At 70.2% G+C, this 24,980-nt stretch carries 18 protein-coding genes; 10 read left to right on the top strand and 8 right to left on the bottom strand.

The window, feature by feature from the left end; translation table 11 throughout:
* Window positions 1-35: 35 nt before the first annotated feature.
* The 4 genes from kdgD (at window position 36) to ACG00Y_RS04405 (ending at window position 4,968) form a co-directional block, all read left to right on the top strand.
* Window positions 36-947 carry a 5-dehydro-4-deoxyglucarate dehydratase gene (gene kdgD, locus ACG00Y_RS04420; protein WP_394476359.1) on the top strand — a complete coding sequence of 304 codons (912 nt, stop codon included), beginning with the start codon at window positions 36-38 and terminating at the stop codon, window positions 945-947.
* A 33-nt stretch (window positions 948-980) separates the two neighbouring features.
* On the top strand, window positions 981-1,952 hold the full coding sequence (locus ACG00Y_RS04415) for a Bug family tripartite tricarboxylate transporter substrate binding protein (protein WP_394476357.1): 972 nt from the start codon (window positions 981-983) through the stop codon (window positions 1,950-1,952).
* Between the two features lie 149 nt (window positions 1,953-2,101).
* Window positions 2,102-3,430 carry a glucarate dehydratase gene (gudD, locus tag ACG00Y_RS04410; RefSeq protein WP_394476355.1) on the top strand — a complete coding sequence of 443 codons (1,329 nt, stop codon included), beginning with the start codon at window positions 2,102-2,104 and terminating at the stop codon, window positions 3,428-3,430.
* A gap of 98 nt (window positions 3,431-3,528) precedes the next feature.
* Window positions 3,529-4,968: an aldehyde dehydrogenase family protein gene (locus ACG00Y_RS04405; RefSeq protein ID WP_394476354.1), complete on the top strand. Its 1,440-nt coding sequence runs from the start codon at window positions 3,529-3,531 to the stop codon at window positions 4,966-4,968.
* Here the strand turns inward: ACG00Y_RS04405 and ACG00Y_RS04400 are convergent.
* Window positions 4,953-6,824 carry a sensor domain-containing diguanylate cyclase gene (locus ACG00Y_RS04400; RefSeq protein WP_394476352.1) on the bottom strand — a complete coding sequence of 624 codons (1,872 nt, stop codon included), beginning with the start codon at window positions 6,822-6,824 and terminating at the stop codon, window positions 4,953-4,955. The two genes, ACG00Y_RS04405 and ACG00Y_RS04400, sit on opposite strands and share 16 nt — an antisense overlap.
* Window positions 6,825-6,880: 56 nt before the next feature.
* Window positions 6,881-8,155, bottom strand: coding sequence for a pectate lyase (gene pelA / locus ACG00Y_RS04395; RefSeq protein WP_394476350.1), 1,275 nt, complete (start codon window positions 8,153-8,155; stop codon window positions 6,881-6,883).
* Window positions 8,156-8,249: 94 nt separating this feature from the next.
* Here pelA and ACG00Y_RS04390 point away from each other — a divergent pair, with 94 nt between their 5' ends.
* Both ACG00Y_RS04390 and ACG00Y_RS04385 read left to right on the top strand, forming a co-directional pair.
* Entirely contained in the window at window positions 8,250-9,617 is a 1,368-nt protein-coding gene (locus tag ACG00Y_RS04390) for a metallophosphoesterase family protein (RefSeq protein WP_394476348.1), read from the top strand.
* Window positions 9,618-9,777: 160 nt separating this feature from the next.
* Window positions 9,778-11,211 carry a S41 family peptidase gene (locus ACG00Y_RS04385; protein ID WP_394476346.1) on the top strand — a complete coding sequence of 478 codons (1,434 nt, stop codon included), beginning with the start codon at window positions 9,778-9,780 and terminating at the stop codon, window positions 11,209-11,211.
* Between the two features lie 178 nt (window positions 11,212-11,389).
* On the opposite strand, the gene ACG00Y_RS04380 is transcribed toward ACG00Y_RS04385, so the two are convergent.
* On the bottom strand, window positions 11,390-12,556 hold the full coding sequence (locus ACG00Y_RS04380; protein ID WP_394476345.1) for an MFS transporter: 1,167 nt from the start codon (window positions 12,554-12,556) through the stop codon (window positions 11,390-11,392).
* Window positions 12,557-12,616: 60 nt separating this feature from the next.
* Here ACG00Y_RS04380 and ACG00Y_RS04375 point away from each other — a divergent pair, with 60 nt between their 5' ends.
* The 3 genes from ACG00Y_RS04375 (at window position 12,617) to rocF (ending at window position 15,222) form a co-directional block, all read left to right on the top strand.
* A complete protein-coding gene (locus tag ACG00Y_RS04375) occupies window positions 12,617-13,363 on the top strand; it encodes a HesA/MoeB/ThiF family protein (protein ID WP_394476343.1) in 747 nt (248 codons plus the stop codon).
* A gap of 66 nt (window positions 13,364-13,429) precedes the next feature.
* Window positions 13,430-14,305, top strand: a complete 876-nt coding sequence (locus tag ACG00Y_RS04370; protein WP_394476341.1) for an LOG family protein — start codon at window positions 13,430-13,432, stop codon at window positions 14,303-14,305.
* On the top strand, window positions 14,302-15,222 hold the full coding sequence (gene rocF / locus ACG00Y_RS04365) for an arginase (protein WP_394476340.1): 921 nt from the start codon (window positions 14,302-14,304) through the stop codon (window positions 15,220-15,222). The genes ACG00Y_RS04370 and rocF overlap by 4 nt, the downstream gene beginning before the upstream one ends.
* A 48-nt stretch (window positions 15,223-15,270) precedes the next feature.
* Here rocF and ACG00Y_RS04360 read toward each other — a convergent pair whose 3' ends face one another.
* The 5 genes from ACG00Y_RS04360 to ACG00Y_RS04340 form a co-directional block, all read right to left on the bottom strand.
* On the bottom strand, window positions 15,271-16,512 hold the full coding sequence (locus ACG00Y_RS04360; protein ID WP_394476338.1) for a DUF2264 domain-containing protein: 1,242 nt from the start codon (window positions 16,510-16,512) through the stop codon (window positions 15,271-15,273).
* 10 nt (window positions 16,513-16,522) lie between these two features.
* Window positions 16,523-17,659, bottom strand: coding sequence for a glycoside hydrolase family 88/105 protein (locus ACG00Y_RS04355; protein WP_394476336.1), 1,137 nt, complete (start codon window positions 17,657-17,659; stop codon window positions 16,523-16,525).
* Window positions 17,656-20,889 carry a glycoside hydrolase family 2 TIM barrel-domain containing protein gene (locus ACG00Y_RS04350; RefSeq protein ID WP_394476334.1) on the bottom strand — a complete coding sequence of 1,078 codons (3,234 nt, stop codon included), beginning with the start codon at window positions 20,887-20,889 and terminating at the stop codon, window positions 17,656-17,658. Before ACG00Y_RS04350 ends, ACG00Y_RS04355 begins: the two co-directional genes overlap by 4 nt.
* 132 nt (window positions 20,890-21,021) lie before the next feature.
* Window positions 21,022-22,320: a BNR repeat-containing protein gene (locus ACG00Y_RS04345; RefSeq protein ID WP_394476332.1), complete on the bottom strand. Its 1,299-nt coding sequence runs from the start codon at window positions 22,318-22,320 to the stop codon at window positions 21,022-21,024.
* Between the two features lie 71 nt (window positions 22,321-22,391).
* Window positions 22,392-23,225, bottom strand: coding sequence for a DUF429 domain-containing protein (locus ACG00Y_RS04340; protein ID WP_394476331.1), 834 nt, complete (start codon window positions 23,223-23,225; stop codon window positions 22,392-22,394).
* Between the two features lie 39 nt (window positions 23,226-23,264).
* On the opposite strand from ACG00Y_RS04340, the gene ACG00Y_RS04335 reads away from it, so the two are divergent.
* Complete coding sequence (locus tag ACG00Y_RS04335; protein WP_394476329.1) at window positions 23,265-24,971, top strand: GGDEF domain-containing protein; 1,707 nt, start codon at window positions 23,265-23,267, stop codon at window positions 24,969-24,971.
* Window positions 24,972-24,980: the final 9 nt, after the last annotated feature.

Raw genomic sequence — 24,980 nt, 5'->3', positions numbered from 1 at the left:
AACTTGTTCATCCCCAACCGACGGAGACCTCGCCCATGTCGCCCCAAGAACTCAAAGCCGTCCTCGAAGCCGGCCTGCTGTCCTTCCCGCTGACCGACTTCGACGCGCAGCTGAACTTCGCGCCCAAGGCCTACGCCGAGCGCCTGGAGTGGCTGCAGCCCTACGGCGCCTCGGCGCTGTTCGCGGCCGGTGGCACGGGTGAGTTCTTCTCGCTGGAGCCGGGCGAGTACAGCGACATCATCAAGGTCGCGCTGGACACCTGCCGCGGCCGCACGCCCATCCTGGCCGGCGCAGGAGGCGGCACCCGCGTGGCCATCCAGTACGCGCAGGAGGCCGAGCGCCTGGGCGCGCAGGGCGTGCTGCTGCTGCCCCACTACCTGACCGAAGCCAGCCAGCAAGGCCTGATCAATCACGTCGAGGCCGTCTGCAAGAGCGTCAAGTTCGGCGTCGTTGTCTACAACCGCGGCGCCTGCAAGCTGACGCCGCAGTCCCTGCAGATCCTGGCCGACCGCTGCCCCAACCTGATCGGCTTCAAGGACGGCCTGGGCGACATCGAGAAGTTCGTCTCCATCCGCCAGACGCTGGGCGAGCGCTTCGCCTACCTGGGCGGCCTGCCCACGGCCGAGCTGTTCGCCGGTGCCTACAAGGCCATGGGCTGCCCGGTTTACTCGTCGGCCGTCTTCAACTTCATTCCGAAGACGGCCATGGATTTCTACAACGCCCACGCAGCCAACGACACCGAGACCTGCAACCGTCTGGTGCGCGACTTCTTCATCCCCTACGTGGCGCTGCGCAACAAGGGCGAGGGCTACGCCGTGTCCATCGTGAAGGCCGGTGCCACGCTCGTGGGCCACAGCGCCGGCCCGGTGCGCCCGCCGCTGTCGGACCTGGCGCCCGCCGAGGTCGAACAGCTCAGCGCGCTGATCGCCAAGCTCGGCCCGCAATAAGCCCGATCCCGACAACCCCGTGGAGACATAACGATGAAGCGACTGCTGACCTCCGTGCTGCTCAGCCTCACGGCGCTTTCGATGGCCGGCCCTGCTGCGGCCCAGGCCTGGCCGGCCAAGCCGGTGACGCTGCTGGTGCCCTTCCCGCCCGGCGGCTCCACCGACGCCATTGCCCGCCTGCTCAGCACCAAGCTGCAGGAGAACCTCGGCGGCAACTTCGTCGTCGACAACCGGGGCGGCGCAGGCGGCACCATCGGCACGGCCATGGTCAAGCGCGCGGCGCCGGACGGCTACACCGTTCTCGTCACGTCGCTGGGCCCGCTGGTCATCGGCCCGCACCTGCTGAAGAACCTGCCCTACGACCCGACCAAGGACCTGGACTACATCACCGTCGCCGTCCAGGCGCCCAACGTGCTGGTCGTGCCGGCCGCGTCGCCGCACAAGAGCATGGCCGAGGTGCTGGCCTTCCTGAAGGCCAACCCCGAGAAGATGAGCTTCGGCACCTCGGGCAATGGCTCCAGCGACCACATCACCGCCGAGCTGTTCTGGCAGCAGACGGGCACCTCCGGCCTGCACATTCCGTACAAGGGCGGCGGCCCGGTGATGACCGACCTGCTGGGCAACCAGGTCGACGCCAGCTTCATGAACATCAACACCGCGCTGCCGCAGATCAAGGCCGGCAAGCTGCGCGCACTGGGCATCACCAGCGCCGCCCGTTCGCCCGTGCTGCCGGACGTGCAGACGATGGACGAGCTGGGGATCAAGGGCTTGCAGGTGTACTCCTGGCAGGCCGTCGCGGCGCCCAAGGGCCTGCCGGCGGACATCAAGGCCAAGCTGCATGCAGGCATCGTCAAGACGCTGAACGCGGCGGACGTGAAGCCGAAGTTGCTGGAGCAGGGCTTCGAGATCGTCGCCAACACGCCCGAGCAGTTCACGGCCTTCCAGGCATCGGAATTCGCTCGGTGGAAGAAGGTCATCACCGACCGCAAGATCACGGCGGACTGATCTGATGAACGCCACGCCAGCCCCGTAGAGCGGGTCATGACCCGCCGTTTGATGGCGCCAGGCCACCCGTGCCGGCGGGTCGCGACCCGCCCTACAGGCTCGGATTTCATGCGCTGCGAGTGCCAAGAATGAGGAATGGACAACTTGATATGAATTCCACGCCAGTCATCACCGAGCTGCGCGTCATCCCCGTCGCCGGGCGCGACGGCATGCTGCTCAACCTCAGCGGCGCGCATGCGCCGTTCTTCACCCGCAACCTGCTGATGCTGACCGACAGCGCCGGCAACACCGGCGTCGGCGAGGTGCCCGGCGGCGAGAAGATCCGCCAGACGCTGGAGGACACACACCCGCTGGTCGTCGGCCAGCCCATCGGTGGCCACCAGAAGGTGCTGCAGCAGGTCAGCCAGCGCTTCGCCGACCGCGACGCCGGCGGCCGCGGCCTGCAGACCTTCGACCTGCGCACCACCATCCACGCGGCCACGGCCATCGAGTCGGCCTTCCTGGACCTGCTGGGCCAGCACCTGGGCGTGCCGGTCGCCGCGCTGCTGGGCGAAGGCCAGCAGCGCGAGTCCGTCGAGATGCTGGGTTATCTGTTCTTCGTCGGTGATCGCACGAAGACCGACCTGCCCTACCACTCGGAGCCCGACGCCGACAACGCCTGGAGCCGCCTGCGCCATGAAGTCGCGATGACGCCCGAGGCGGTCGTCAGGCTAGCCGAAGCCGCCCGCGAACGCTACGGCTTCAACGACTTCAAGCTCAAGGGCGGTGTGCTGCGCGGCGACGAGGAGGTCGTCGCCATCCGCGCGCTGCACGACCGCTTCCCCGACGCCCGCGTGACGCTGGACCCGAACGGCGGCTGGTTGTTGAAGGACGCGATCCGCCTGCTGCGCGACCTGCGCGGCGTGATCGCCTACGCCGAAGACCCCTGCGGCGCCGAAGACGGCTTCTCCGGCCGCGAGGTCATGGCCGAGTTCCGCCGCGCCACCGGCCTGCCCACGGCCACCAACATGGTCGCGACCGACTGGCGCCAGCTGCAGCACGCCCTGTCGCTGCAGAGCGTGGACATCCCGCTGGCGGACCCGCACTTCTGGACCATGGCCGGCTCGGTGCGCGTGGCCCAGACCTGCCGCGACTGGGGCCTGACCTGGGGCTCGCACTCCAACAACCACTTCGACATCTCGCTGGCGATGTTCACGCACGTTGGCGCCGCAGCACCCGGCAAGGTCACGGCCATCGACACGCACTGGATCTGGCAGGACGGCCAGCGCCTGACCAAGGAGCCGCTGCAGATCGTCGGCGGCCACGTGAAAGTCCCCGCCAAACCAGGGCTTGGCGTCGAGCTGGACATGGCCGAAGTCGAGAAGGCGCATGCTCTGTACAAGCAGCACGGCCTGGGTGCCCGCGACGACGCGATCGCGATGCAATACCTGATCCCTGGCTGGACCTTCAACCCGAAACGCCCTGCACTCGACCGCTGAGCGAAAACTCAAAGGCAACCACAGAGGCACGGAGATACAGAGGAATACGCAGAGAAGTTTCTCTGTGCCTCTGTGGTTGCATTTCAATGGATACCACCATGCACAAGAACCTCATCGCCGGTGAATGGCTGGACGGCGCCGCCGTCTCGCGCAACATCAACCCGTCCGACACGCGCGACCTGATCGGCGAATACGCGCAAGCCGACGCCGTCCAGGCCGACCTGGCCATCAGCGCGGCAGCAGCCGCCTTCCCGGCCTGGAGCCTGTCCACCCCGCAGCAGCGCTTCGACATCCTCGACGCCGTCGGCACCGAGATCCTGGCCCGCCGCGCCGAGCTGGGCGACCTGCTGGCCCGCGAGGAAGGCAAGACGCTGCCCGAGGCCATCGGCGAAGTCGTGCGCGCCGGCAACATCTTCAAGTTCTTCGCCGGCGAGGCGCTGCGCCCCGGCGGCGAGAGCCTGCCCTCCGTGCGCCCCGGCGTCGGCGTGGAGGTGACGCGCGAAGCCATCGGCGTCGTCGGCCTCATCACGCCGTGGAACTTCCCCATCGCCATCCCCGCGTGGAAGATCGCGCCGGCCCTGGCCTGGGGCAACTGCGTCGTCTTCAAGCCGGCCGACCTCGTGCCCGGCTCGGCTTGGGCGCTGGCCGAGATCCTGTCGCGCTCGGGCCTGCCGGCGGGGGTGTTCAACCTCGTCATGGGCCGCGGCTCGGTCGTCGGCGAAAAGCTGCTGCACGACCCGCGCGTGGCCGCCATCAGCTTCACCGGCTCGGTCGGCACCGGCCAGAAGGTCGCGGCGGCTGCCGTCGCGCGCATGGCCAAGTTCCAGCTGGAGATGGGCGGCAAGAACCCCATGATCGTGCTGGACGACGCCGACCTGGGCGTGGCCGTAAACGCGGCCGTCAACAGCGGCTTCTTCAGCACGGGCCAGCGCTGTACCGCCTCATCGCGCTTGATCGTGACGGAAGGCATCCACGACCGCTTCATCGCCGCCATGGTCGAGAAGATGAAGACGCTGAAGGTGGACGACGCCCGCAAGGCCGGCACCGACATCGGCCCGGTCGTCGACGCCAGCCAGCTGGGCCAGGACGTGGATTACATCGGCATCGCCAAGGGCGAGGGTGGCAAGCTGGCTCAAGGCGGCCAGCGCATCGAGACCAACGCCGCCGGCGCGCCGGGCTTCTACCTGACGCCCGCGCTCATCACCGACACGACGCCCGACATGCGCATCAACCGCGAGGAGGTGTTCGGCCCCGTCGTGAGCGTGCTGCGCGCCCGCGACTACGAGCACGCGCTGGCGCTGTCCAACGACACGCCGTTCGGCCTGGCCGCCGGCATCGCGACGACCTCGCTGAAGTACGCCACCCACTTCAAGCGCCACTCGCAGGCCGGCATGGTGATGGTGAACCTGCCGACGGCGGGCGTGGACTATCACGTGCCCTTCGGCGGCCGCAAGGGGTCGAGCTACGGCCCGCGCGAGCAGGGTCGCCACGCGGCCGAGTTCTACACGACGGTGAAGACGGCCTACACCCAGGCCTGATCCGGTGCGCGGCCCTCGCCGGCCGCGCTGAACACGACGCGGTGTTTGCCTGCCCGCTTGGCGGCATACATGGCCTGGTCGGCGGCGTCCATCAGCCCGCCGGCCTCCAGGCCGTCGTCCGGCCACAGCGCCACGCCCACGCTGGCGCCGACCGTGGCCCTGCCGCCGCCCGGCAGCTCGACCGGCGCTTCCAGCGCCTCCAGCATGCGCGCCAGCACCGGCTCCACGTCCTCGCGCCGGTTCACGCCGTTCAGCACGACGACGAACTCGTCCCCGCCCAGGCGCGCCGCCAGGTCCTTGACACGAATGCCCTGGCCGATGCGGCGGGCAACCTCGCGCAGCAGCGCGTCGCCCGCCTCGTGGCCCAGCTCGTCGTTGACGGCCTTGAAGCCGTCCAGGTCAATGAAGGCCACGGCCAGCTTGTGGCCGCCCTGGCGCGCCAGGCGGATGGCGTCGGCAATCGCCGGGCCGAGCTGGCTGCGGTTGGGCAGGCCGGTCAGCGCGTCATGGCCGGCGCGGTGCTCGGCGTCGGCCTCGCTGGCCTTCATGCGCGAGATGTCCACCATGACCCACAGCGACTGCCCGTCCGGCAGGCGCACGCCGCTGAGGTCGACCCAGACCAAGCTGCCGTCCGTGCGGCGCATCTGCAGCTCGGTGCGGTACTGCTTGCCCTCGGTCAGCTCGGCGTAGGCCTGGCCGACGCGCCGGTAGTCCGCCTCGTCGGCATAGACCTCGCTCGTCGGCCGGCCCACCATGCCGCCCGGCGCGTAGCCCAGCATGCGGGCCAGTGCGCGGTTGTGCCAGACGGTGTGGCGGTCCGCGGCCTTGGCGATGCCGACCAGCTCGTTGTCCAGCATGGCCTGCTGCTCGGCGGCCAGTTGGGCCGTGGCGGCATGGGCGCGCAGCAGGTCGCGCTGGCGCACCAGCACCAGCGCCGACAGCGTGGCCACCATCAGCCCCAGCAAGCCGCTGAGCAGGCTCAGCTGCACGGCCTCGCGCCGCCAGGGGCGATAGAAGTCCTCGGTGTCCAGGCCCACCAGCACAGTCAGCGGGTAGCCGGCCACGCGCTGGTAGGCGGAGGCCCGCTCGATGCCATCCAACGCGGTCCGCGTGACGTAGAAACCGCTCTCGCTGCGGCGGGCCACCGCGTCGCTCAACTCGGCCGAGACCTTGTTGCTGCCGATGCCGGCCAGGCGGTCGGTCGCGCCGGGTGCGTAGCGGGCGACGAGCCTGAGCGCGTCGGTGCGCAAGGCCACGGCGCCGCGCGTGCCGCGGGCCACGGCCTCGAAGCGTTCGATGAAATGCTCGGCCGACAACACCGCGTAGACGATGCCCAGGAAGCGCCCGTCGCTGCCGCGCCAGGCCCGTGCCAGCACCAGGCTCCAGCGCTGCGTGACGCGGCTCACCAACGGCTCGGACAGCGCCAGCGCGTCGGGCCGCTCGCGGGCCTGCACGAAGTAGGGCCGGTCGCCCACCGACACGGGGGCGGCCGTGTCGCTGGTCAACACCAGGCCTGCAGCGTCGGTGATGCGGATGCCGTCGACCTCGGGCAGCAGGCGGCGCCGGCCGTCGATGATGACGCGCGCCGCAGCGGCGTCCAGCGGGCCGTCGGGGTGCAGGCGCTCCAGCTCCTGGATGACCGAGGCCAGCGTGCTGTCGATCTGGCGGATCTCGGCCGCCACGTTCTGGCTCACCGAGCGGGTCAGGTTCTCGACCGACTGGCGCGCGCTGTTCGTGTAGGCCTCACGGCTGGCGCGCAAGGTCAGCAGCGTGCTGCCGGCCAGCAGCGCCAGCACGATGAGGTTGCCTGCGATCAGCAGGCGCTGGAACTGGCGGTACTTGCGCTGGACGGGCATGAAAACTCAGCAATCGACTGGGTTTTCATCCTAGGGCCTCACGCAGACGCGTTGCTTCAGGGCCTGACCCACTTCGCCGCCCAGGCGTCGTAGGCCGCCAGCGTCTTCAGCGACCAGTTGCCCCACCAGGCATAGCCGCGGCGGCGCTCGGCGCTGACGCCGTGCACGTCGTCGTGCAGGCTGCGGTCGCGGTCGCCGAACACGGGCTTGAGCGTCACCGGGTCGTAGTAGCGCGACCACAGCGGGCCGGCGCCGGGCTGCTCGACCAGCCGCTTGCCCTGCACCGCGTCCACCATGACCCAGGCGCGGTCATGCACGGCCAACTGCTTCAGCATCGCGACGCCAGCGCGCACCGCCTCGATGACGGCCGGTGACGGCTCGGGCAGGCTCATCAGCAGGGCCAGCACCTTGGTGCTCTCGCCGCTGCTCAGCGCCGACGGCTCGTAGTTGCGCGCCGACGAAGGCGCCTGCGTCAGCGGGTCGTACTGCTGGGCCCAGAGCGTGAGCTTGCCGTTGACGCGCACCTGCGTGTCCAGCAGCAGCTGCACCGCCCGCGCCTCGGCGGCGGCGGCCTGGGCACGCTGCGCCGCCGGCAGCACGTCCAGCCCGGCCTCGCCGCGCGCGACGGCACCCATCAGCTCGGCCACGGCCACCAGCGCGTTGTCGTTCAGCGTGATGGCGTCGTGATAGCCGCCCTGCAGCGGCCACACCTGCGGCCAGCCGCCGCGCGGGTACTGCGCCGCCAGCAGCCAGGCCACGCCGCGCTGCGCCGCTTGGCGCCAGGCCTCGCCAGGCGCGCCCGGGTGCGCGGCGGCCACGCGGGCGAGGAAGCGGATCTCGGTGATCGTCGCGTCGTTGTCGATGGTGCCGACGAAATTCCACGGCGCGTCGCTCGCGCCCGCCGGGCTGTTGTCGGCCACGAAGGACTGGCCCGGCGCGCGTGGCGCCACGTTGCGCGGCTGGTTCTTGCCCCAGCCACCGGCGGGCGTCTGGTAGCTGACGATGTTGCGAGCGACCAGCAGCGCGGCGTCGCTGGCATACCAATCCGCCGGCTTGTCCAGCGGCATGGTGGCCGCGCCGTTGCCGCCGGCCGGCGCGGCGGGCCAGGTCGCCAGGCCCTTGCGTTCGGCGGCCAGCGCGGCGCGGTCGGCGGCGCGCTGCGCGTCGGAGCGGGCCAGGTAGTCCGCCCAGGCCGCGCGCTCGGCCGCCGGCAGCGCCGCCACGCGCTCCGCCGTCAGCGCTTGGGCCGGCGGGATGGTGCCGATCTGTGCGGCAAACACCGACGACGAAAGCAGCGCGGCAAGCAAGGCAAGGCGGGGGACAACGGTCATGACGGGCTGCGAAGTTGGGGGTGGCCGGCAATCTACCGTTTGGCAGGCGGCCGGACGGCGCTAATCTGCCGCCGCTCACACAGTTGATCGACACATGATTCATCGCGCGCGTTTCACCGGGCTGGCCATGCTGCTGACGCTGGCCGGCTGCGCCACGCCACCCCCACCCGCCCCGCCGCCGGTTGGCCTGCAACAAGCCTGGGTGCAGGCCGTCGCCGGCCCTGGCTGGGCGGTGCGTGCGCTGACCGACGAGGCCTGCCCCACGCTGCGCTGGGGCGACGCCGTCGTCGCCATGCAGCAGCGCAGCGCCCCCGGCGACGAGCCACCCCCAACCGGCAACACCCAGCCCGAGCGCAAGCCCACCCGCTTCACGCTGCGCGCCTGCGAAGCGCCCTGGCCGGCGGGCGCGGCCAGCGTGCAGGTCGGCCACCTGACGCTGCTCGCGCCCAAGGCGGAGCTGCGCCGCATCGTGGTCATGGGCGATACGGGCTGCCGCCTCAAGGCCTCAGGCCGCGACTTCCAGCCCTGCAACGATGCCTTTGGCTGGCCCTTCCCGCGCGTGCTGGCGCGCGCGATGGCGCTCAAGCCCGACCTCGTCATCCACGTCGGCGACTACCACTACCGCGAAAGCCCCTGCCCCAGCCACCTGGCCGGCTGCGCCGGCAGCCCCTGGGGCTATGGCGACGACACCTGGCAGGCCGACTTCTTCGCGCCCGCCCAGCCGCTGCTGACCGCCGCGCCCTGGGTCTTCGTGCGCGGCAACCACGAGGCCTGCGCGCGCGCCGGCCAGGGCTGGCTGCGCTACCTGGACGCCGAGACCGGCACCGCCCGCGCCTGCGCGTCGGCCGGCAACGGCGTTGACGACGGCGACTTCACCGCGCCCTTCGCCGTGCCGCTGTCCTCGCGCAGCCAGCTCATCGTCTTCGACTCCGCCGCCGTGGGCAGCGCCACGCCGCCGGTCGGCTCCGACGCCTGGCAGCGCTGGCGCGGCCAGCTAGACCGCGTCGCCGAGCTGTCCGCCCAGCGCGCGCACAGCCTCTTCCTCAGCCATCACCCCAGCCTGGCCTTCGCTCCAAGCCTGCTCGGCCGGCCCGCCACCGCCCGCTCGGGCCTGACGCCGCTGCTGCAGGACGCCAGCCCCGGGCGGCTCCTCCCGCCCGGCGTGCAGGCCACGCTGCACGGCCACCTGCACATCCACCAGGTGCTGGGCTTCGCGAGCAACCAACCGGCCAGCCTGGTCACCGGCAACGGCGGCTCGGCCGCCTCGGGCCGCATCGACGCGGCGGCCGCCCTGCGAACCGCGCCGCTGCCCGGCGTACAACTTGAAACCTTCAGCAGCCACACCGACTTCGGCTTCACGCTGCTGACGGCCACGCCGCAGGGCTGGCAGGTGAAGGCCTTCAACACGCTGGGCCAGCCCGTGTCCATCTGCGCGCTGACGGGGCAGAAGCTGCGCTGCTGAGCGCCCTGACTTCCGACATGGGCGGCGCCCGCGCAATACGTCACTGCACCGCCGATCTGGAGGGTTTCAGTTGGGTAAATCGACAGCCCGATTCAGACCCCCCGGCTACACTCGACGCACCTGTCAAGCCGTTTCGGCAGGACGTAGAAAGAGGACTCTGATGAGCTCCAAATTGAAAGTCGCTGGTTGGGTCGCCCTCGGGGCGGTCGCGGGTGCGCTCACGACGATGCAACTGCAGGCCAATGCGCGCAGCAGCCTCTCGCCCCTGCCGCTGGACGAAATGCAGCAGCTCGCTGCCGTCTTCGGCCTCGTCAAGGCCGAGTACGTCGAGCAGGTCGACGAGAAGAAACTCATCAACGACGCCATCGGCGGCATGGTGTCCGGGCTGGACCCGCACTCCCAGTTCTTCGACAAGAAGACCTTCAAGGAATTCCGTGAAGGCACGAGCGGCAAGTTCGTCGGCGTCGGCATCGAGATCGGCATGGAAGACGGCCTGGTCAAGATCGTCTCCCCCATCGAAGGCTCGCCCGCCTTCCGCGCCGGCCTGAAGAGCGGCGACCTGATCAGCCGCATCGACGACACCGCCGTGCGCGGCCTCACCATCGATCAGGCCGTCAAGAAGATGCGTGGCGACCCGGCCACCAAGGTCTCGCTCACCATCTACCGCAAGGCCGAGAACCGCAGCTTCCCCGTGACCATCGTGCGCGAGGAGATCAAGGTCCAGAGCGTGCGCGCCAAGGTCATCGAGCCCGGCTACGCCTGGGTGCGCGTCAGCCAGTTCCAGGAGCCGACCGTCGACGCCTTCGTCAAGAAGGTCGAAGAGATCTACAAGCAGGAGCCCAACCTGAAGGGCCTGGTGCTGGACCTGCGCAACGACCCGGGCGGCCTGCTGGATGGCGCCGTCGCCATCTCGGCCGCCTTCCTGCCCAAGGGCGTGGAGATCGTGTCGACCAACGGCCAGATCCCCGATTCCAAGGCCAGCTACAAGGCGACGCCGGAGGACTACCGCCGCCGCAGCAGCGACGACCCGATCAAGCGCCTGCCCGCCGCGTTGAAGACCGTGCCGCTGGTGGTGCTGGTCAACGAGGGCTCGGCCAGCGCCAGCGAGATCGTGGCCGGCGCGCTGCAGGACCACAAGCGTGCCGTCATCATGGGCGCGCAGACGTTCGGCAAGGGCTCGGTGCAGACCATCCGCCAGTTGGGGCCGGAGACCGCGATCAAGATCACGACCGCGCGCTACTACACGCCGGCCGGCCGGGCCATCCAGGCCAAGGGCATCGTGCCCGACGTGCTGCTGGACGAAACTGCCGAGGGCAATGTCTTCGCTGCGTTGCGCATGCGTGAGGCTGACCTCGAAAAGCATCTGAACAACGGCCCCGAGGACAACGAAGCCCGCCAGAAGGCCCGCGAGGAAGCGCGCGCCAAGCTGGAAGCCGAGTACGCCAAGCGCGCCGAGCCGCCCAAGCCGCTGCCCGAGTTCGGCTCCGCCGAGGACTTCCAGCTCGCGCAGGCGCTGAACAAGCTCAAGGGCCAGCCGGTGATTGCGTCGAAGGCGCCGCTGGAGCAGAAGGCTGAGGCGAAGACGGCGGAGTAAGTCGCTGGCGCGCGAGCGCTTTCTGACAGGTGAAGGGCCTCCTCGGAGGCCCTTTTTCTTGGGCGGCTCGGTGGGGTGGGTTGCCTTTTCGTAGCCGCTGCACGCCGCCTGCATTGCCGGGCGGGACTCCCGGCAATGCACCGAGCAAACACGCTCTACGCAATCGCGACCCGAAACCTCAACGCCGACGCGCCACCACCAAAGCCCCCAGCGCAGCCACCGCCCCCAGAACCGGCACCGCCCGCCACCCCACCGACGCCAACAACGCCGACCCCAGCGCCGCCCCGCCCGCCATACCCACGAACATCACGCTCACCAGCACCGCATTGAGCCGGCTGCGTGCGCCCGCATCCAGCCCGTAGATCACACTCTGGTGGGACACCAGCACCACCTGCACGCCCAGGTCAAAGACGACGGCCACACCCACCAGCAGCCACAGCGACGCCGGCGCCACCGCCTGCACGGCAAAGGCGGCGAACACCAGCAGCGCACCCGCCCGGATGACCGCCTGCGGGCCGCGCCGGTCCGCAAGGCCGCCGGCCAGCGGCGCAATCAGCGCACCCGCTGCACCAGCCAGGCCGAACGCACCCGCCACCGCACTGCCCTGCCCGAACTCCGGCCCGGCGAGCACCAGCGCCAGCGTCGACCAGAACGCACTGAAGGCGACCGACAACAAGCCCTGCGCCAGGGCCGCGCGCCGCAGGGGCGGATGCTTCATCCACAACGTGGCCATCGACGCCAGCAGCGAGCCATAGCCGGCCGAGGTCGCCGGCAGGAAGCGCGGCAGACTGCGCCACAGCAGCGGGATCAGCAGCGCGACGACCACGGCGGCCACCGCGTAGACGGCCCGCCACCCGGCCACCGCCGCCAGGGACCCGGCCGCCACGCGCGACAGCAGGATGCCCAGCAGCAGCCCCGTCATGACCTGGCCCACGCGCTTGCCGCGTTCGGCCTCGGGCGCCAGCGTGGCTGCAGCGGGCACCAGGTCTTGCGCCAGCGTCGCCGTCAGGCCGATGGCCACGCTGGCCACGCACAGCGCCGCAAAGCCAGGCGCCATGGCCGCGCCGGCCAGCGCGGCGACGAGCGCTGCCGCCTTGATGACGATGAGGCGGCGCCGGTCATAGCGGTCGCCCAACGGCGACAGCAGCAGGATGGCGGCGGCGTAGCCGAGCTGGGTCAGCGTGGGCAGCAGGCCGATGGTGGCGCTGCCGACGCCGAACTGACCGGACAGCAGGCCCAGCAGCGGCTGCACGTAGTAGATGGACGCGACGGCAAGGCCGGTGGCCGTGGCGAGCAGCAACGTCAGAGCGGAGCTCAGCGGGGTGGCGGGAGGCGTGGACTGCATCGGCGCCAGTGTCGCGGCGAGGCGCAGACCTTGCCGGGGACGGGCTTAGCATTCCGCCCCATGACCGACGACGACCTGCTGCGCTACGCCCGCCACCTGATGCTCGACGAGATCGGCATCGAAGGCCAGCAGCGCCTGCTCGACGCCAGGGCGCTGGTCATCGGCGCGGGCGGCCTGGGCTCGCCGGTGGCGCTCTACCTCGCTTCGGCAGGCGTCGGCCGCATCACCCTCGTCGACCACGACACCGTGGGCCTGACCAACCTGCAGCGCCAGATCGCCCATGACATGGCCAGCCTGCACCGGCCCAAGGTGATGTCCGCGGCTGAGCGCATGGTGGCGCTGAACCCCGGCGTGACGGTGCGCGCGCTGCCGGAGAAGGCCGATGCCGAGCTGCTGGACGTCGAGGTGCCCGAGGCCGATGTCGTCATCGACTGCACCGACAACTTCGCCACCCGCCACCTCGTCAACGCGGCCTGCGTGCGGCACGGCAAGCCGCTGGTCTCCGGCGCAGCCATCGGCTTTGACGGCCAGATCAGCGTCTATGACAGCCGCTCGCGCGAGCAGCCTTGCTACGCCTGCCTGTTCCCGCCCGAGTCGGGCTTCGAGGACGTGGCCTGCTCGACCATGGGCGTGTTCGCACCGCTGGTGGGCATCGTCGGCAGCATGCAGGCGGCCGAGGCGCTCAAGCTGCTGGCCGGCATCGGCGAGCCGCTGGCCGGGCGGCTCTTGATGCTGGACGGCCGGCGCATGCAGTGGAGCGAGATCGCCATGCAGCGCGACCCCGAGTGCTCGGTTTGCGGTGGATGAAATCCCGAGATCACCCCGCTTTGCGCCACAAAATCCAGCGCTGACCTGCCCACAATCTGCCCGCCCATGAAGCCCACCGAAGTCCCGACGCGCAACTTCCCGACTGCCAAGGAAGAGTGCTGCGACCTGCCCCCGCATCCCGAGTACGACGGCCCGGGCATGGCCTACAACCTCGCGTTCAAGGATGAGAACTTCCTGCTGCGCGAGGACATGCGACATGTGCGCATGCAGCTGGAGCTGATGAAGCCCGAGGTCATGCTCAACGAGCAGGGCGTCAAGTCCACCATCGTCATCTTCGGCAGCGCGCGCATCCTGTCGGCCGATGCGGCGCAGTCGCTGCTCGCCGCCGCCGAGGCCAGCGGCGACGAAACGCAGTTGCGCATCGCGCGCAGCAAACTGGGCATGAGCCGCTATTACGAGGAGGCGCGCCGCTTCGCGCAGATCGTGACGAGCGAATGCGCCAAGCGCGGCCGGCCCGTCGTCGTCGCCACCGGCGGCGGCCCCGGCATCATGGAAGCGGGCAACCGCGGCGCCTACGAGGTGGGAGGCAAGAGCGTGGGCCTGAACATCGTGCTGCCGCACGAGCAATACCCCAACCCCTACATCACGCCGGAGCTGTGCTTCCGCTTCCACTACTTCGGCCTGCGCAAGATGCATTTCCTGATGCGCGCGGTGGCCCTGGTGTGCTTCCCCGGCGGCTTCGGCACGCTGGATGAACTCTTCGAGACGCTGACGCTGATCCAGACCGGCAAGAGCCGCCGCCGGCCCATCCTGCTGGTCGGTCGCGAGTTCTGGAGCAAGCTCATCAACATCGACCTGCTGATCGAAACCGGGATGATCAACCCCGCCGACGAGAAGCTCTTCCAATACGTCGAGACGGCCGAGGAAGCGTGGGCTGTCCTCGAAACCGAACCCGAACTCTCCAGCATCCACACCCCATGACCAAACTTCGCAACGTCTCCCTGATCGGCGCGCCCACGGACGTGGGCGCCGGTGTCCGCGGCGCCAGCATGGGCCCCGAGGCCATCCGCGTGGCCGGCCTGGCGGAGGCGCTGCGCGGCCGGGGTGTCGACGTGATGGACCGCGGCAACCTCGTCGGCCCGACCAACCCCTGGGCACCGCCGGTGGAAGGCTACCGCCACCTCGACGAGGTCGTGGCGTGGAACCGGACGGTGCACGACGCCGTCTACAACGAGCTGAAGACCGGCCGCATGCCCATCCTGCTGGGTGGCGACCACTGCCTGGGCCTGGGCTCCATCGCCGCCGTGGCCCACCACTGCCGCGACGTGGGCAAGAAGCTGCGCGTGCTGTGGCTGGACGCCCATGCCGACTTCAACACCAGCGAGCTGACCCCCAGCGGCAACATCCACGGCATGCCCGTGGCCTGCCTGTGCGGCTTCGGGCCGAAGGAGCTCATCGAGATCGGCGGCCACGTGCCGGCGGTCAGCCCGAAGTGGATACGCCAGATCGGCATCCGCAGCGTCGACGAGGGCGAGCGCGCCTTCGTGCACGAGCAGGACCTGGAAGTCTTCGACATGCGCTTCATCGACGAGGTGGGCATGCGCCACACGATGGAGCTGGCGCTGGCGACGCTGGACGACAACACGCACCTGCACGTGAGCTTCGACGTCGACTTTCTCGACCCTGTGATGGCGCCCGGTGTCGGCACGACGGTGGGTGGCGGCCCAACCTACCGCGAGGCCCACCTGTGCATGGAGATGATCCACGACACGGGCCGGCTCGCGTCGCTGGACATCATGGAGCTGAACCCGGCGCTGGACGAGCGCAACAAGACGGCGCTGGTGGCGGTGGACCTGATCGAGAGCCTGTTCGGCAAGAGCACCCTGATGAGGAAGTGACCCTGGATCTGGCGCCGGGCAGCAAGCGGTCAGCTGCCGGATCTAGGTTCAGTAGTTCGCGGGATAGTCCTTGGGGAACTTGCGGCCGCTGAAGGCCTTCTTCTGTGTCCAGTCCTGCGCGGGCGCGGTCCAGTAGGAGTCACTCGCGGGCAGCCCCAGCGCCAGCAGGCCGGCAGCGGCGATGTACATGCTGCCGTTGTTGGAATACCAGTCACCCAGCTCGGGCTGGGCGCCGCAGAAGCCGATGTTCAGGTAGCCGTCCCTGTTGAAGTTGCTCGGCCCGCCCCAGACCGCGACATGGGCGGCGTGCAGCGCCGCGCGCACCTGGCCCTCGGGCAGCGAGGCCGGCAACTGCTTGCGCCAGGCCAGCAGCGCCAGCGGCTGGAACACGGCCGTGCGATAGGTCAGCGAGCGGCCGATGGGCGGGTAGCTGCCCTCAGGCCCGACGAAGCGCTCCAGGTGTTCGCAATAGCGCTGCGCGCGCTTGGTGGCCTGCGCCAGCAGTTCGACCGGCTTGGCCCCCCAGAACGGCCCACGCCGCGCCACCAGCACCTCGAGGACCTCGATGAGCATGGGGTACATGACGTAGGAGCAGTAGTAGTCGAAGTGGAAGTCCTGGCCGTCCTTGATCCAGCCGTCGCCCACATACCACTCGTTGATCTTGCGGATCGCGGCGTTCATGCGCATCGGGTCGTGCGCCTCGCCGATGGACAGCAGCCAGGCCTCGTTCATCGCCGCGAACAACAGCCAGTTGATGTTGGGCACCTCGATGCTGCGCAGGCCCTTGATCTCGGCCACGATGCGCGCCTTGGTCACGGCGTCCAGCGGCTCCCACAGCACCAGGGGTGCGCGCATCAAGGCGTTCGTGTAGTAGGCCGAGTCGACCAGCGCCTGGCCCTGCCCCTTCCATGTCAGATAGTCGGGGCTGCGCGGGTCGACCGAATGCACATAGCTCTGCAGCGCCTGCTGCTGCAGCCGCTGGCGCAAACGGCCCTCGGCGGTGTCGTCGGCCGGCAAGGCCAGCCAGGGCGCGATGCCCGACATCAGCCGGCCGAAGCATTCGAGATAGGCGACCGAGCGGTCGCGCCCGTCCCAGGTGGGGCTGACTTCCAACTCGAACTTCTGCTTCAGCTGCCCCCTGGACATGGGCTCCAGCACCGGCTCGGCCATCTGCTGCAGCAGCTTCAGCTGGTAGGCCCGCTCCTGGGCCGGCGTGGCGGCTGCGGCGGGGTGGGCGGCCAGCAGGGCGGGGCTCGCAGCCGCTGCCTGCATGAAATGGCGTCTCTCCATCGCGAGTCCTCTACTTGTCGAGCAGGCGGACCATCTCGGCCCCCGCCAGCAGGAAGGCGCCGACGCCGAAGTGCGTCGTCGAGTTGACATCCACCACCTGGCCGGGAATGGCGCGCTCGCCGATGGGCTGCACATAGCCCAGCTTGCCGTCCGGCTGCAAGGCCACCTCGGTCAGGTACTGCCAGCCGCGTCGCGCGGCGGGGAGATAGCGGTCGCGCGGCAACAGGCCCGCGTTGACGCCCCACAGCAGGCCGTAGGTGAAGAAGGCCGTGCCGCTGGTCTCGGGCCCCGGCGCGTGGGCGGGGTCGAGCATGCTGCGCGTCCAGTAGCCGCCGGGCTGCTGCGACGCCAGCAAGGCGCCCGCCATGTCCTGGAAGCGCTGCTGGTACTCGGCGCGGTGCGGGTCGTCGGGCGGCAGCTCGGCCAGCACGCGGGCCAGCGCCGCGAACACCCAGCCGTCGCCGCGCGCCCAGAAGTCCTTCTTGCCGTTGACGCTCTTGTGCTTGGGGTAGACGTACTTGGCGTCCCGGTAGTACAGCTTCTCGGCCGGGTCGTACATGATGCTGTTGGCGTAGCTGTAGTACTCGTGCAGCTTGTCCAGGTACTGGCGGTTGCCGGTGATCTTGTGCAGCTTGGTCATCACCGGCATGACCATGTAGAGGCCGTCCGCCCACCACCAGTAGTCGCTGCGCGCGGTGGCCATCTGGTGCTCCATGACCTCCCGGGCGCGAGCGATCTTGCGCGGGTCCTTGTCCAGCTGGTAGAGGTCGGCATAGACCTGGAAGCAGATCTGCCAGTCGCCGAACAGCACGTAGTCCTCGGTCTCGCCATAACTGTATTTCCAGGCGGACTTGTCGTTGGACTTTGCGCCCGTCCACTGGTTGTGCTCGGCCCAGGCCTGCGTGTAGCGCAGGTAGCGGTCGTTGCCGGTGACGCGCCAAGCCTCCAGGTTGCCGGTGTGATAGGCCGCGACGTTCCAGAACGCCCATTCCTGGGCCGGCGTGCGGGCCATCCAGTAGCTGTTGGCCTTGTCGATCGCGGCGATGACCTCGGCGCGTTCGGCTTCGCGGGAAGGCAGCGTGCTGCAGCCGGACAGGCCCAGGCTCAGCAGCAAGCCACTCAGAAAGGTGGTCAGCTTGCGAGTCATTGCGGTGTGGTCGCCTTGGCGGGTTGGGCCTTGTCGGGCGTCGTGCCCTCGCCGTCGAAGGGCTGTAGGCGGAAGGCCACGCTGATCGGCTCCAGCCGCGTGCGGTACTGCATGAGCGGCTGGCCGACGAAGCTCCAGGTGTTGTCACCGCCAACACCCCACTGCGCGCCGTCGATCAGCAGCGTGCCGTGCTCGCGGGGGACGATGTCGCTGCTCTTCCAGGTGCCGGCCGGGCGGCGGTAGAGGTCGGTGTAGGGGAAGGCCAGCGCGTTCGCCATGAACTGCTGCGCGCCCTGCACGCGCAGGCCGTGGCCGGCGCCCGACAGCTCCAGCCAACGCACGTCGACCTTGTTGCCGGTGTCCTGCGGGCGCATGTAGTCGTGGTTCTGCTCGGCGATGGCGCCACGCCACAGGCCCACGGCGGCGCTGGTCTTGCGGTCCACGTAGCTCTCGTGCGGGCCGCGGCCGTACCAGCCCACGGTCGTCAGCGCCTGCGGCGTGTCGAACCACAGCCCCACGCGCACCGGCGGCGGCAGGTCGCTCTTGAGCGGCGTCAGCTTGGCCACCACATCCACGGCACCGTCGCCGTGCATGGTGTAGGTCGTGACGAAGCTGGCCGCGCCAGCGCCCAGCGCGTGCTCCACCACGGCCTGCGCGCCGCCGCCGGGCAGGCGCTTGGCGGTGATGGCGCGAACCTGGCGCTCCTCGGTCATGTGCTTCCAGCCGGCCTGCTGCCGCACGGTGCCGGTCAGCGTGTCGTTGTCGGTCTCGGCGCGGAAGAAGTTGGGCCGGCCGCCGCTCAGCAGCGGCTTGCCTTGCCGGCCGTAGCCGGTCAGCAGGCCGGTGCGGCGGTCCAGCGCGAGCGTGACGCCGCCGGCCGACAGCGTGGCGGCGTCGGCGCTCTCGGTCAGCTCAACGGCACCCCTGGCCGGCTTGGCCAACACGATGGCGTGCGGTGCAACAGCGAACTGCTCCCAGCCAACGACATGCCCCTCCGGCGTCAGCGGCACGGCGCCCGCCTTCGCCTTGGCGCGCACGGTGACGAGGTATTCCACCCCCGGCCGGCGCTGCATACCCGCCAGCGGCAGCTTGACCGTCTGCGCCTGCCGGGCCGGCGTCGACAAGGCCGGCAGCGAGCCGGACGCGACGACCACGCCGTCGGCCTGCAGCGCCCACTCGAAGGCAAAGCCCGAGAGGTCGCGGAAGTCGTGCCGGTTGCGCACGGTCACCGTCGACGCCTTGGCATCGAAGGCCTCGAACTGGATGGGCGACAACACCTTCTGCACTTCGTACAGGTGCGGGTTGGGCGTGCGGTCGGGCTGGATCAGGCCGTCGCCGAACTCGATATCACCGCCCGGGTTGGGCCCGTACTCGCCGCCGTCACCCCAGTAGCGCTTGCCGTCCTTGGTGTATCGATACATCGACTGGTCCACCCAGTCCCAGATGAAGCCGCCCTGCAGCTTGTTGGGGTACTGGTAGACGGTGTCCCAATACTCCTTGAAGTTGCCGCCGGAGTTGCCCTGCACATGGGCGTACTCGCACTGGATCATGGGCTGCTTGCGCGTCGGGTCCTTGGCCCAGTCCACCATCTTCTCGACGTCGTCGTACATCGGCGCGTAGATGTCGACATAGGGGTTGGGCTCGTGGCTCCAGTCCAGCGTGCCCCAGCCCAGGTAGGAGATCAGCCGCGACGGGTCGCGCTGGCGCGCCTGCGCGGCCGCCTTCTCGAACGCGGGGCCGATGCCGGCCTCGTTGCCCAGCGACCAGAAGATGACCGACGGGTGGTTCTTGTCGCGCTCCACCATGTTCATCACACGGCTGATGTGGGCGGCGTCCCAGGCGGGGTCGAAGCCCAGCTGCATCTGCTCGCGCAGCTTGGGGAACTTGTTGCCGTAGTCCATGTAGGCATGGCTCTCGATGTTGGCCTCGTCCATGACGTACATGCCGTACTCGTCCGCCAGCGCATACCAAAGCTCGGCGTTCGGGTAGTGCGAGGTGCGCACGGCGTTGAAGTTGTTGCGCTTCATCAGCTCCATGTCGCGGCGCATCGACGCCTCCGAGATCACATGGAAGGTCTCGGGGTCGTGCTCGTGGCGGTTGATGCCGCGGATGGTGATGGGCCGGCCGTTGACGGCCACTAGGCCGTCCTTGATCTCCACCGTGCGGAAGCCGATGCGCTGCGGCGTCGCCTGCAGCAGCTGGCCCTGGGCGTCGAACAGCTCCACCAGCAGCGTGTAGAGGTTGGGCGTCTCGGCCGTCCAGTGGCGCACGCCGGGCACCGGGGCGGCCAGCGTCTGCGTGGTCGCCGCTCCGGCCGGCACGGTGGCGTCCTGCGTCAGCACGAGCTTGTCGCCGTCCAGCAGCGTCATGCGCAGCTTGAGCGGCGCGGCGCGGGCGGTCAGCGCCACCTCGGTCGACAGCTGGCCGTCGCGGTAGGCCCTGTCCAGGCCCGCGCGCACGAACAGGTCCGCCATGCGCGCCTTCGGCACCGCCTTCAGGTAGACCGAGCGCTCGATGCCCGAGACGCGCCAGAAGTCCTGGTCTTCCAGGTAGGAGCCGTCGGACCAGCGATGGATCTGCATCGCGATGACGTTCTCCGCCCCTGGCTTCAGCAGCTTCGTGATGTCGAACTCGCTGGGCAGTTTGGAGTCTTCGGAGTAGCCCGCCTCCTTGCCGTTCACCCAGACGCGGTAGGCCGAGCCGGCCGCGCCGATGTGCAAGATCACGTCCTGCGCCGCCCAGGTGGCCGGCAGCGTGACGGTCTTCCGGTATGAGCCCACCGGGTTGGTGGCATGCGGGATCAGCGGCCGGTTGGCCGGGTGCGGGTAGGCGATGTTGTTGTAGCGCGGCTGGTCGTAGCCCTCGGCCTGCCACATGGCGGGCACCTTGATGGGCTTCCAGCCCGAGACGTCGTAGCCCGGCTGCTCGAAGCCCGCCGGCACGGCGTCGGCGGAGGGCGAGAAGTTGAACTGCCAGAGGCCGTCCAGCGTCTGGTAGCGGGCAGAGCGGGCCTTGTCGCCGGCCAGCGCCAGCGCGCGGCTCTCGAACGCGAAGTGCGTCGCCACCGCCGGCAGCTTGCCGCGCGCGAACACGGCCGGGTTCTCCCAGTCGGGCCGCGACGCGTCCACCTGCACCGGGTGCACGCGCGGCGCCTGGGACTGCGCTACGGCCTGGGCCACCGCACACAACAACAACGCCACGCTCAGGTTGGCCACCGGTCTTGTCCGCACGTGCAAATCCTCAGGTGAAGGGAACAACATCAGCCGCTTTTCGGGCGGTCGGCGAGCTTAGGGTGGGTCGCCCGTGCACAGCTATGAAAAAGCCCGGGCGAGCTATGCCAAAGCGCGGGGTGGTGGCTGGGGTCAGGGCCGCCACTGCAACACCTGCACGCGGCTGGGCGGCACGTTGGCGGCGCCCTCGCCGTCCACCTGCTGCACGGCCTGCACGAACAGGTGCAGCTCGCCGCGCCGGCGCCACAGCTCGGTGTCGAAGCTGGGCTCCCAGGCGCCGGTGGAGGTGGTCGTCAGGTCCTGCACCGTCCAGCGCTGCGCGCCGAAGTCACTGATGCGGGCCACCGACACCTTGCTGCCGCGCTCCGCGTCGCGGAACACCAGCAGCGCCGTGGGCTGGCGGCCCTGCAGGCCCACCATGATCTGCGGTCGCGAGACGGGAATCGCCTTCGTGCCCATGCCGCTCAGCGAGAACGGCGTGCGGCGGAAGGCCAGCTCCATGTCCCGCCACGCGCCACCGCTGCGGTAGACCAGCTGGTACTGCGGCACGGTGGTGCCCGCGCGCCGCCAGTAGCTGGCGATGTAGGGGTTGCCGTCCGCGTCGGCGGACATCGAGGTCTGGTTGATCAGCTCGCTGCCCTGCGGGATGCGCGCCGCGTATTCGGCAGTGGTCGCCGTGATGGGCAGCGCGTAGGGCCGGCCGTCCGATGTTTCCCACGTCAGGCCGCCATCCCGCGAGCGGGCGTAGGCCAGGTCGTGGTTGCTGGCCACGTCGGGCGATTCGCGCCACACCCAGGACAGGTGCAGGGTGCCCCGGTGGTCCTGGTGCGCCTGCCAGTAGGCATTGCGCCGGCCCTCGCCGCTGATGAGGTTGTCGTGCAGCCGCGTCCACGCCCGCGTGGCCACGTCGTAGCGGTTGATCACCAGGTTGCCCCGGCCCGAGCCGCCGTCGCGGTAGAAGAACAGCAGGTTGCCGTCCGGCTGGCGATGGAACTCGGGGTAGGACACGGAGCGCTCGCGCTGCCCCGTCATGGGCAGGCGCTCGCCCATCTCCAGCCCGCCAGGGCGCAGGCTACGGGCATAGCGCAGCGCGTTGTTGTGGTGGTCCCAGGCGAGATGCAGCACGCCCGCGCCGTCCACCATCAGGCTGATGCTGTTGTGCGCGTCCAGCGCATTGCCGGTGAAGGCGGTGGTGTGCAGCTCCCAGGCGTCGCTGCCCAGCTGGCGCTTGCCCAGCACGACGCGGGCCTGCGCGTCGTAGTAGGCGATGAACTGCTGCTCGCCATGCGTGACGAGCGAGTTCTTGCGGAACACCACGGCATTGACCGAGTTGCGCGCCCAGCCCTCGCCCACATCCACCAGGCGCGGCGGCGGCGTCACCGCGCAGCCGGCGGCCAGCACCATCGTCAACAGGGCAATCGCGAGCTTCATGGGTCCACCTCGGGCAGGGTCGCGCACCATAACGCCGCCAACAGTGGCCGGGGCCCGGCGGGCGCATTCGCTCAAGCGGACGCGCGTTGCGGCTCGGCGCTGACGATCCAGCCTTCGACGGGGTCCACCGCTTCCGGCCAGCCGTAACGCGGCTGCTGGGCCGCCCAGCCCGCCTGCACCATCGCCAGCACCGCGTCCAGGCTGTCGCCGCTGGCGTCGGCCACCAGCTCGTCGCGCTGGGCATGGCTGAGCTTCAACCGCAGGCCCAGCCGCGTGCGGCCCTGCTCCAGCGCGTCGACGATGTCTTTGCGTGCGATCAGCCGCTCGGGCGTCTGCGCGGCTTTCGTGTCGCTCTTGTACGAGCGCCGTCCGATCAGCTCGCGGGCCAGCAGGCCGGGGTAGGCCTCCAGCGCCACGCGGCTCTCGTCGCCTGCCAGGTGCCCGGCCAGGTGCACGCCCGCAGAGATCAACCGCGGCACGCCGGCATGCAGCATCCAGGCGACCGGCGGGTTGACCCACTTCATGCTCGGGCTGGAGCCCGCCGGCCCGTCGCAGGCCCGGTGGGCGAACTTGGCGCCGGCAGGCCGGGCGTCGCAGAAGGCCGCAAAGCGCGCGCGGATGTCGGCGCGGTCCAGGCCGGCGTAGTGGGCCATCAGCGCCGCGTAATCGGTCGGCCAGCCGAGATGCGCCACCAGTTCGCGCGGCAGGCCGAACGGCAGGTCCAGGCCCGCCACCCACGGCCCCGGGCGGGCCAGCCAGGCGGAGAACGCGTCCAGGCTGTCCAGCGCCTCTAGCCCGTCCAGCCGCATGACGGCACCGTGACGGCGGCCGCCCGCGACGCGGATGGGCTTGGCGCGGCGAGGCGCACTCGTGAAGTCGACCCCGAAAACGCTGTAGTCGTGCATGGCCGGCATTCTGGGGCTGGTCAGAATGGCCTGCTGCCCATGTCAGACCTGCGCGACCTCCCCACCCTGCCCGCCGATGACCCCGACGGCTTCGACGCCGTGGCGTTCGATGCCGCCTTCGCGTCGCAGCGCCAGCTCGCGGCGGCCGGGGCCTACCAGGCGTCCAACGACGTGCTGGAGCTGCTGCTGCAGACCTGCCCACCCACCGAGCTGCGCCGGCGCGGCGAGGCATTGGCGCTGCTGGCCCATCAATACCCGCGCCTGGGCCGGCTGACCGCCAGCGCCCGCTGCGCCAGCGAGGCCCTGGCCCTGGCCGAGCGCCTGGGCGACGACCTGCTGCTGGCCGACGCGCTGACCACGCAGGCCTATGTCTACGGCCAGCTGCTGATGGGCCGCGAGGCGCTGCAGTCCGGCACGCGGGCGCTGGCCGCCGCGCGCCGCGCCGGTGACGCGGTGCGCGAGGCCTGGGCGCTGTGCCGCATCGGCATCGCCTACTCCAGCCTCGACAACCAGGCCCAGGCCTGCGCGTCGGTCGAGCAGGCGCTGGAGATCGCCGAGGCCAGCGGCGCGGCCGAGGGGCGCTTTGCCTGCCTCAACAACCTCGCCTACTTCTGGCTGCGCCGCGTCGAAGAAGCCAGGGCGCCGCACGACGCCGCTGCGCTGGCCCAGGCCGTGGCCCAGGCCCGCCACACGGCCGAGCGCGCCACGGCGCTGGCGCGCACGTCCGGCGGCCCCTACCACGTGGCGGTGTCGGTCTCCAACCTCATCAACGCGCTGCTGGCCGGCGGCCGGCTGGACGAGGCGCTGCCGCTGCTCAATGAGTTCGGCCACCTGGCCCACGACCACGGCTACCGCACGCTGGCCATCGAGGCCGACGCACAGCGCGCCATCTTCCTGCGCCTGAAGGGCGAGCCACAGCAGGCCGCGCTGATGCTGGAGGCGCTGCTGAACGCCGTCAGCGCGCCGCCGCCCAAGCTGCGCCGGCTGCTGGTGCGCGCGCTGTACGAGACGCACAAGAGCTGCGGCCAGTACCGCGAGGCCCTCGCCTGGCTGGAGGAGCTGGGCGGCCTGGAGCGGCAGATCAGCCGCGAGAACCTCGTGCTGCAGACCGAGGTCATCCTCATCCGCGAACAGGTGGAGCAGGCCCAGGCGCGCGCCGACAGCGCCGTGGCCGACGCCCGCCGCGAGCGCGCCCGCGCCGCGCATCTGGAGAGCGAGCAGCAGCGCCTGCGCGAGCACGCCCACGCGCTGGACCGCGCCGCCCACGAGGACGTGCTGACCGGCCTGCACAACCGCCGCCACGCCGAGTTCGCGCTGCCGCTGCTGGTGGACGGCGCGCGCATGGCCGGCCAGGTCATCAGCGTCGCAACGCTGGACATGGACCACTTCAAGCGCATCAACGACACCCACGGCCACGCCGTCGGCGACGCCGTGCTGCAGCAGCTCGCCCAGCTGCTGCGCCACCGCCTGCGCAGCGCCGACCTGTTGGCGCGCATCGGCGGCGAGGAGTTCCTGGCCGTGCTGGTGGGCATCGCGCCGCAGCAGGCCGCCGAGATCTGCGAGCGCCTGCGCCTGGCAGTCGCCGAGCACGACTGGGCCGCCACCGCGCCGGGGTTGCTGGTGCGCATCAGCGTGGGCATTGCCGGTGGCGCGCCGCCGCTGGCGGCCGACAGCCTGCTGCACCGCGCCGACGCGGCGCTCTATGCCGCCAAGCGCGCGGGGCGCAACCGGGTGCATGTGGACTGACAGACACCA

This window comes from Pelomonas parva, from assembly GCF_043555835.1.
GTDB lineage: Bacteria > Pseudomonadota > Gammaproteobacteria > Burkholderiales > Burkholderiaceae_C > Pelomonas > Pelomonas parva.
This window is presented reverse-complemented; position numbering and strand designations above follow the sequence as displayed.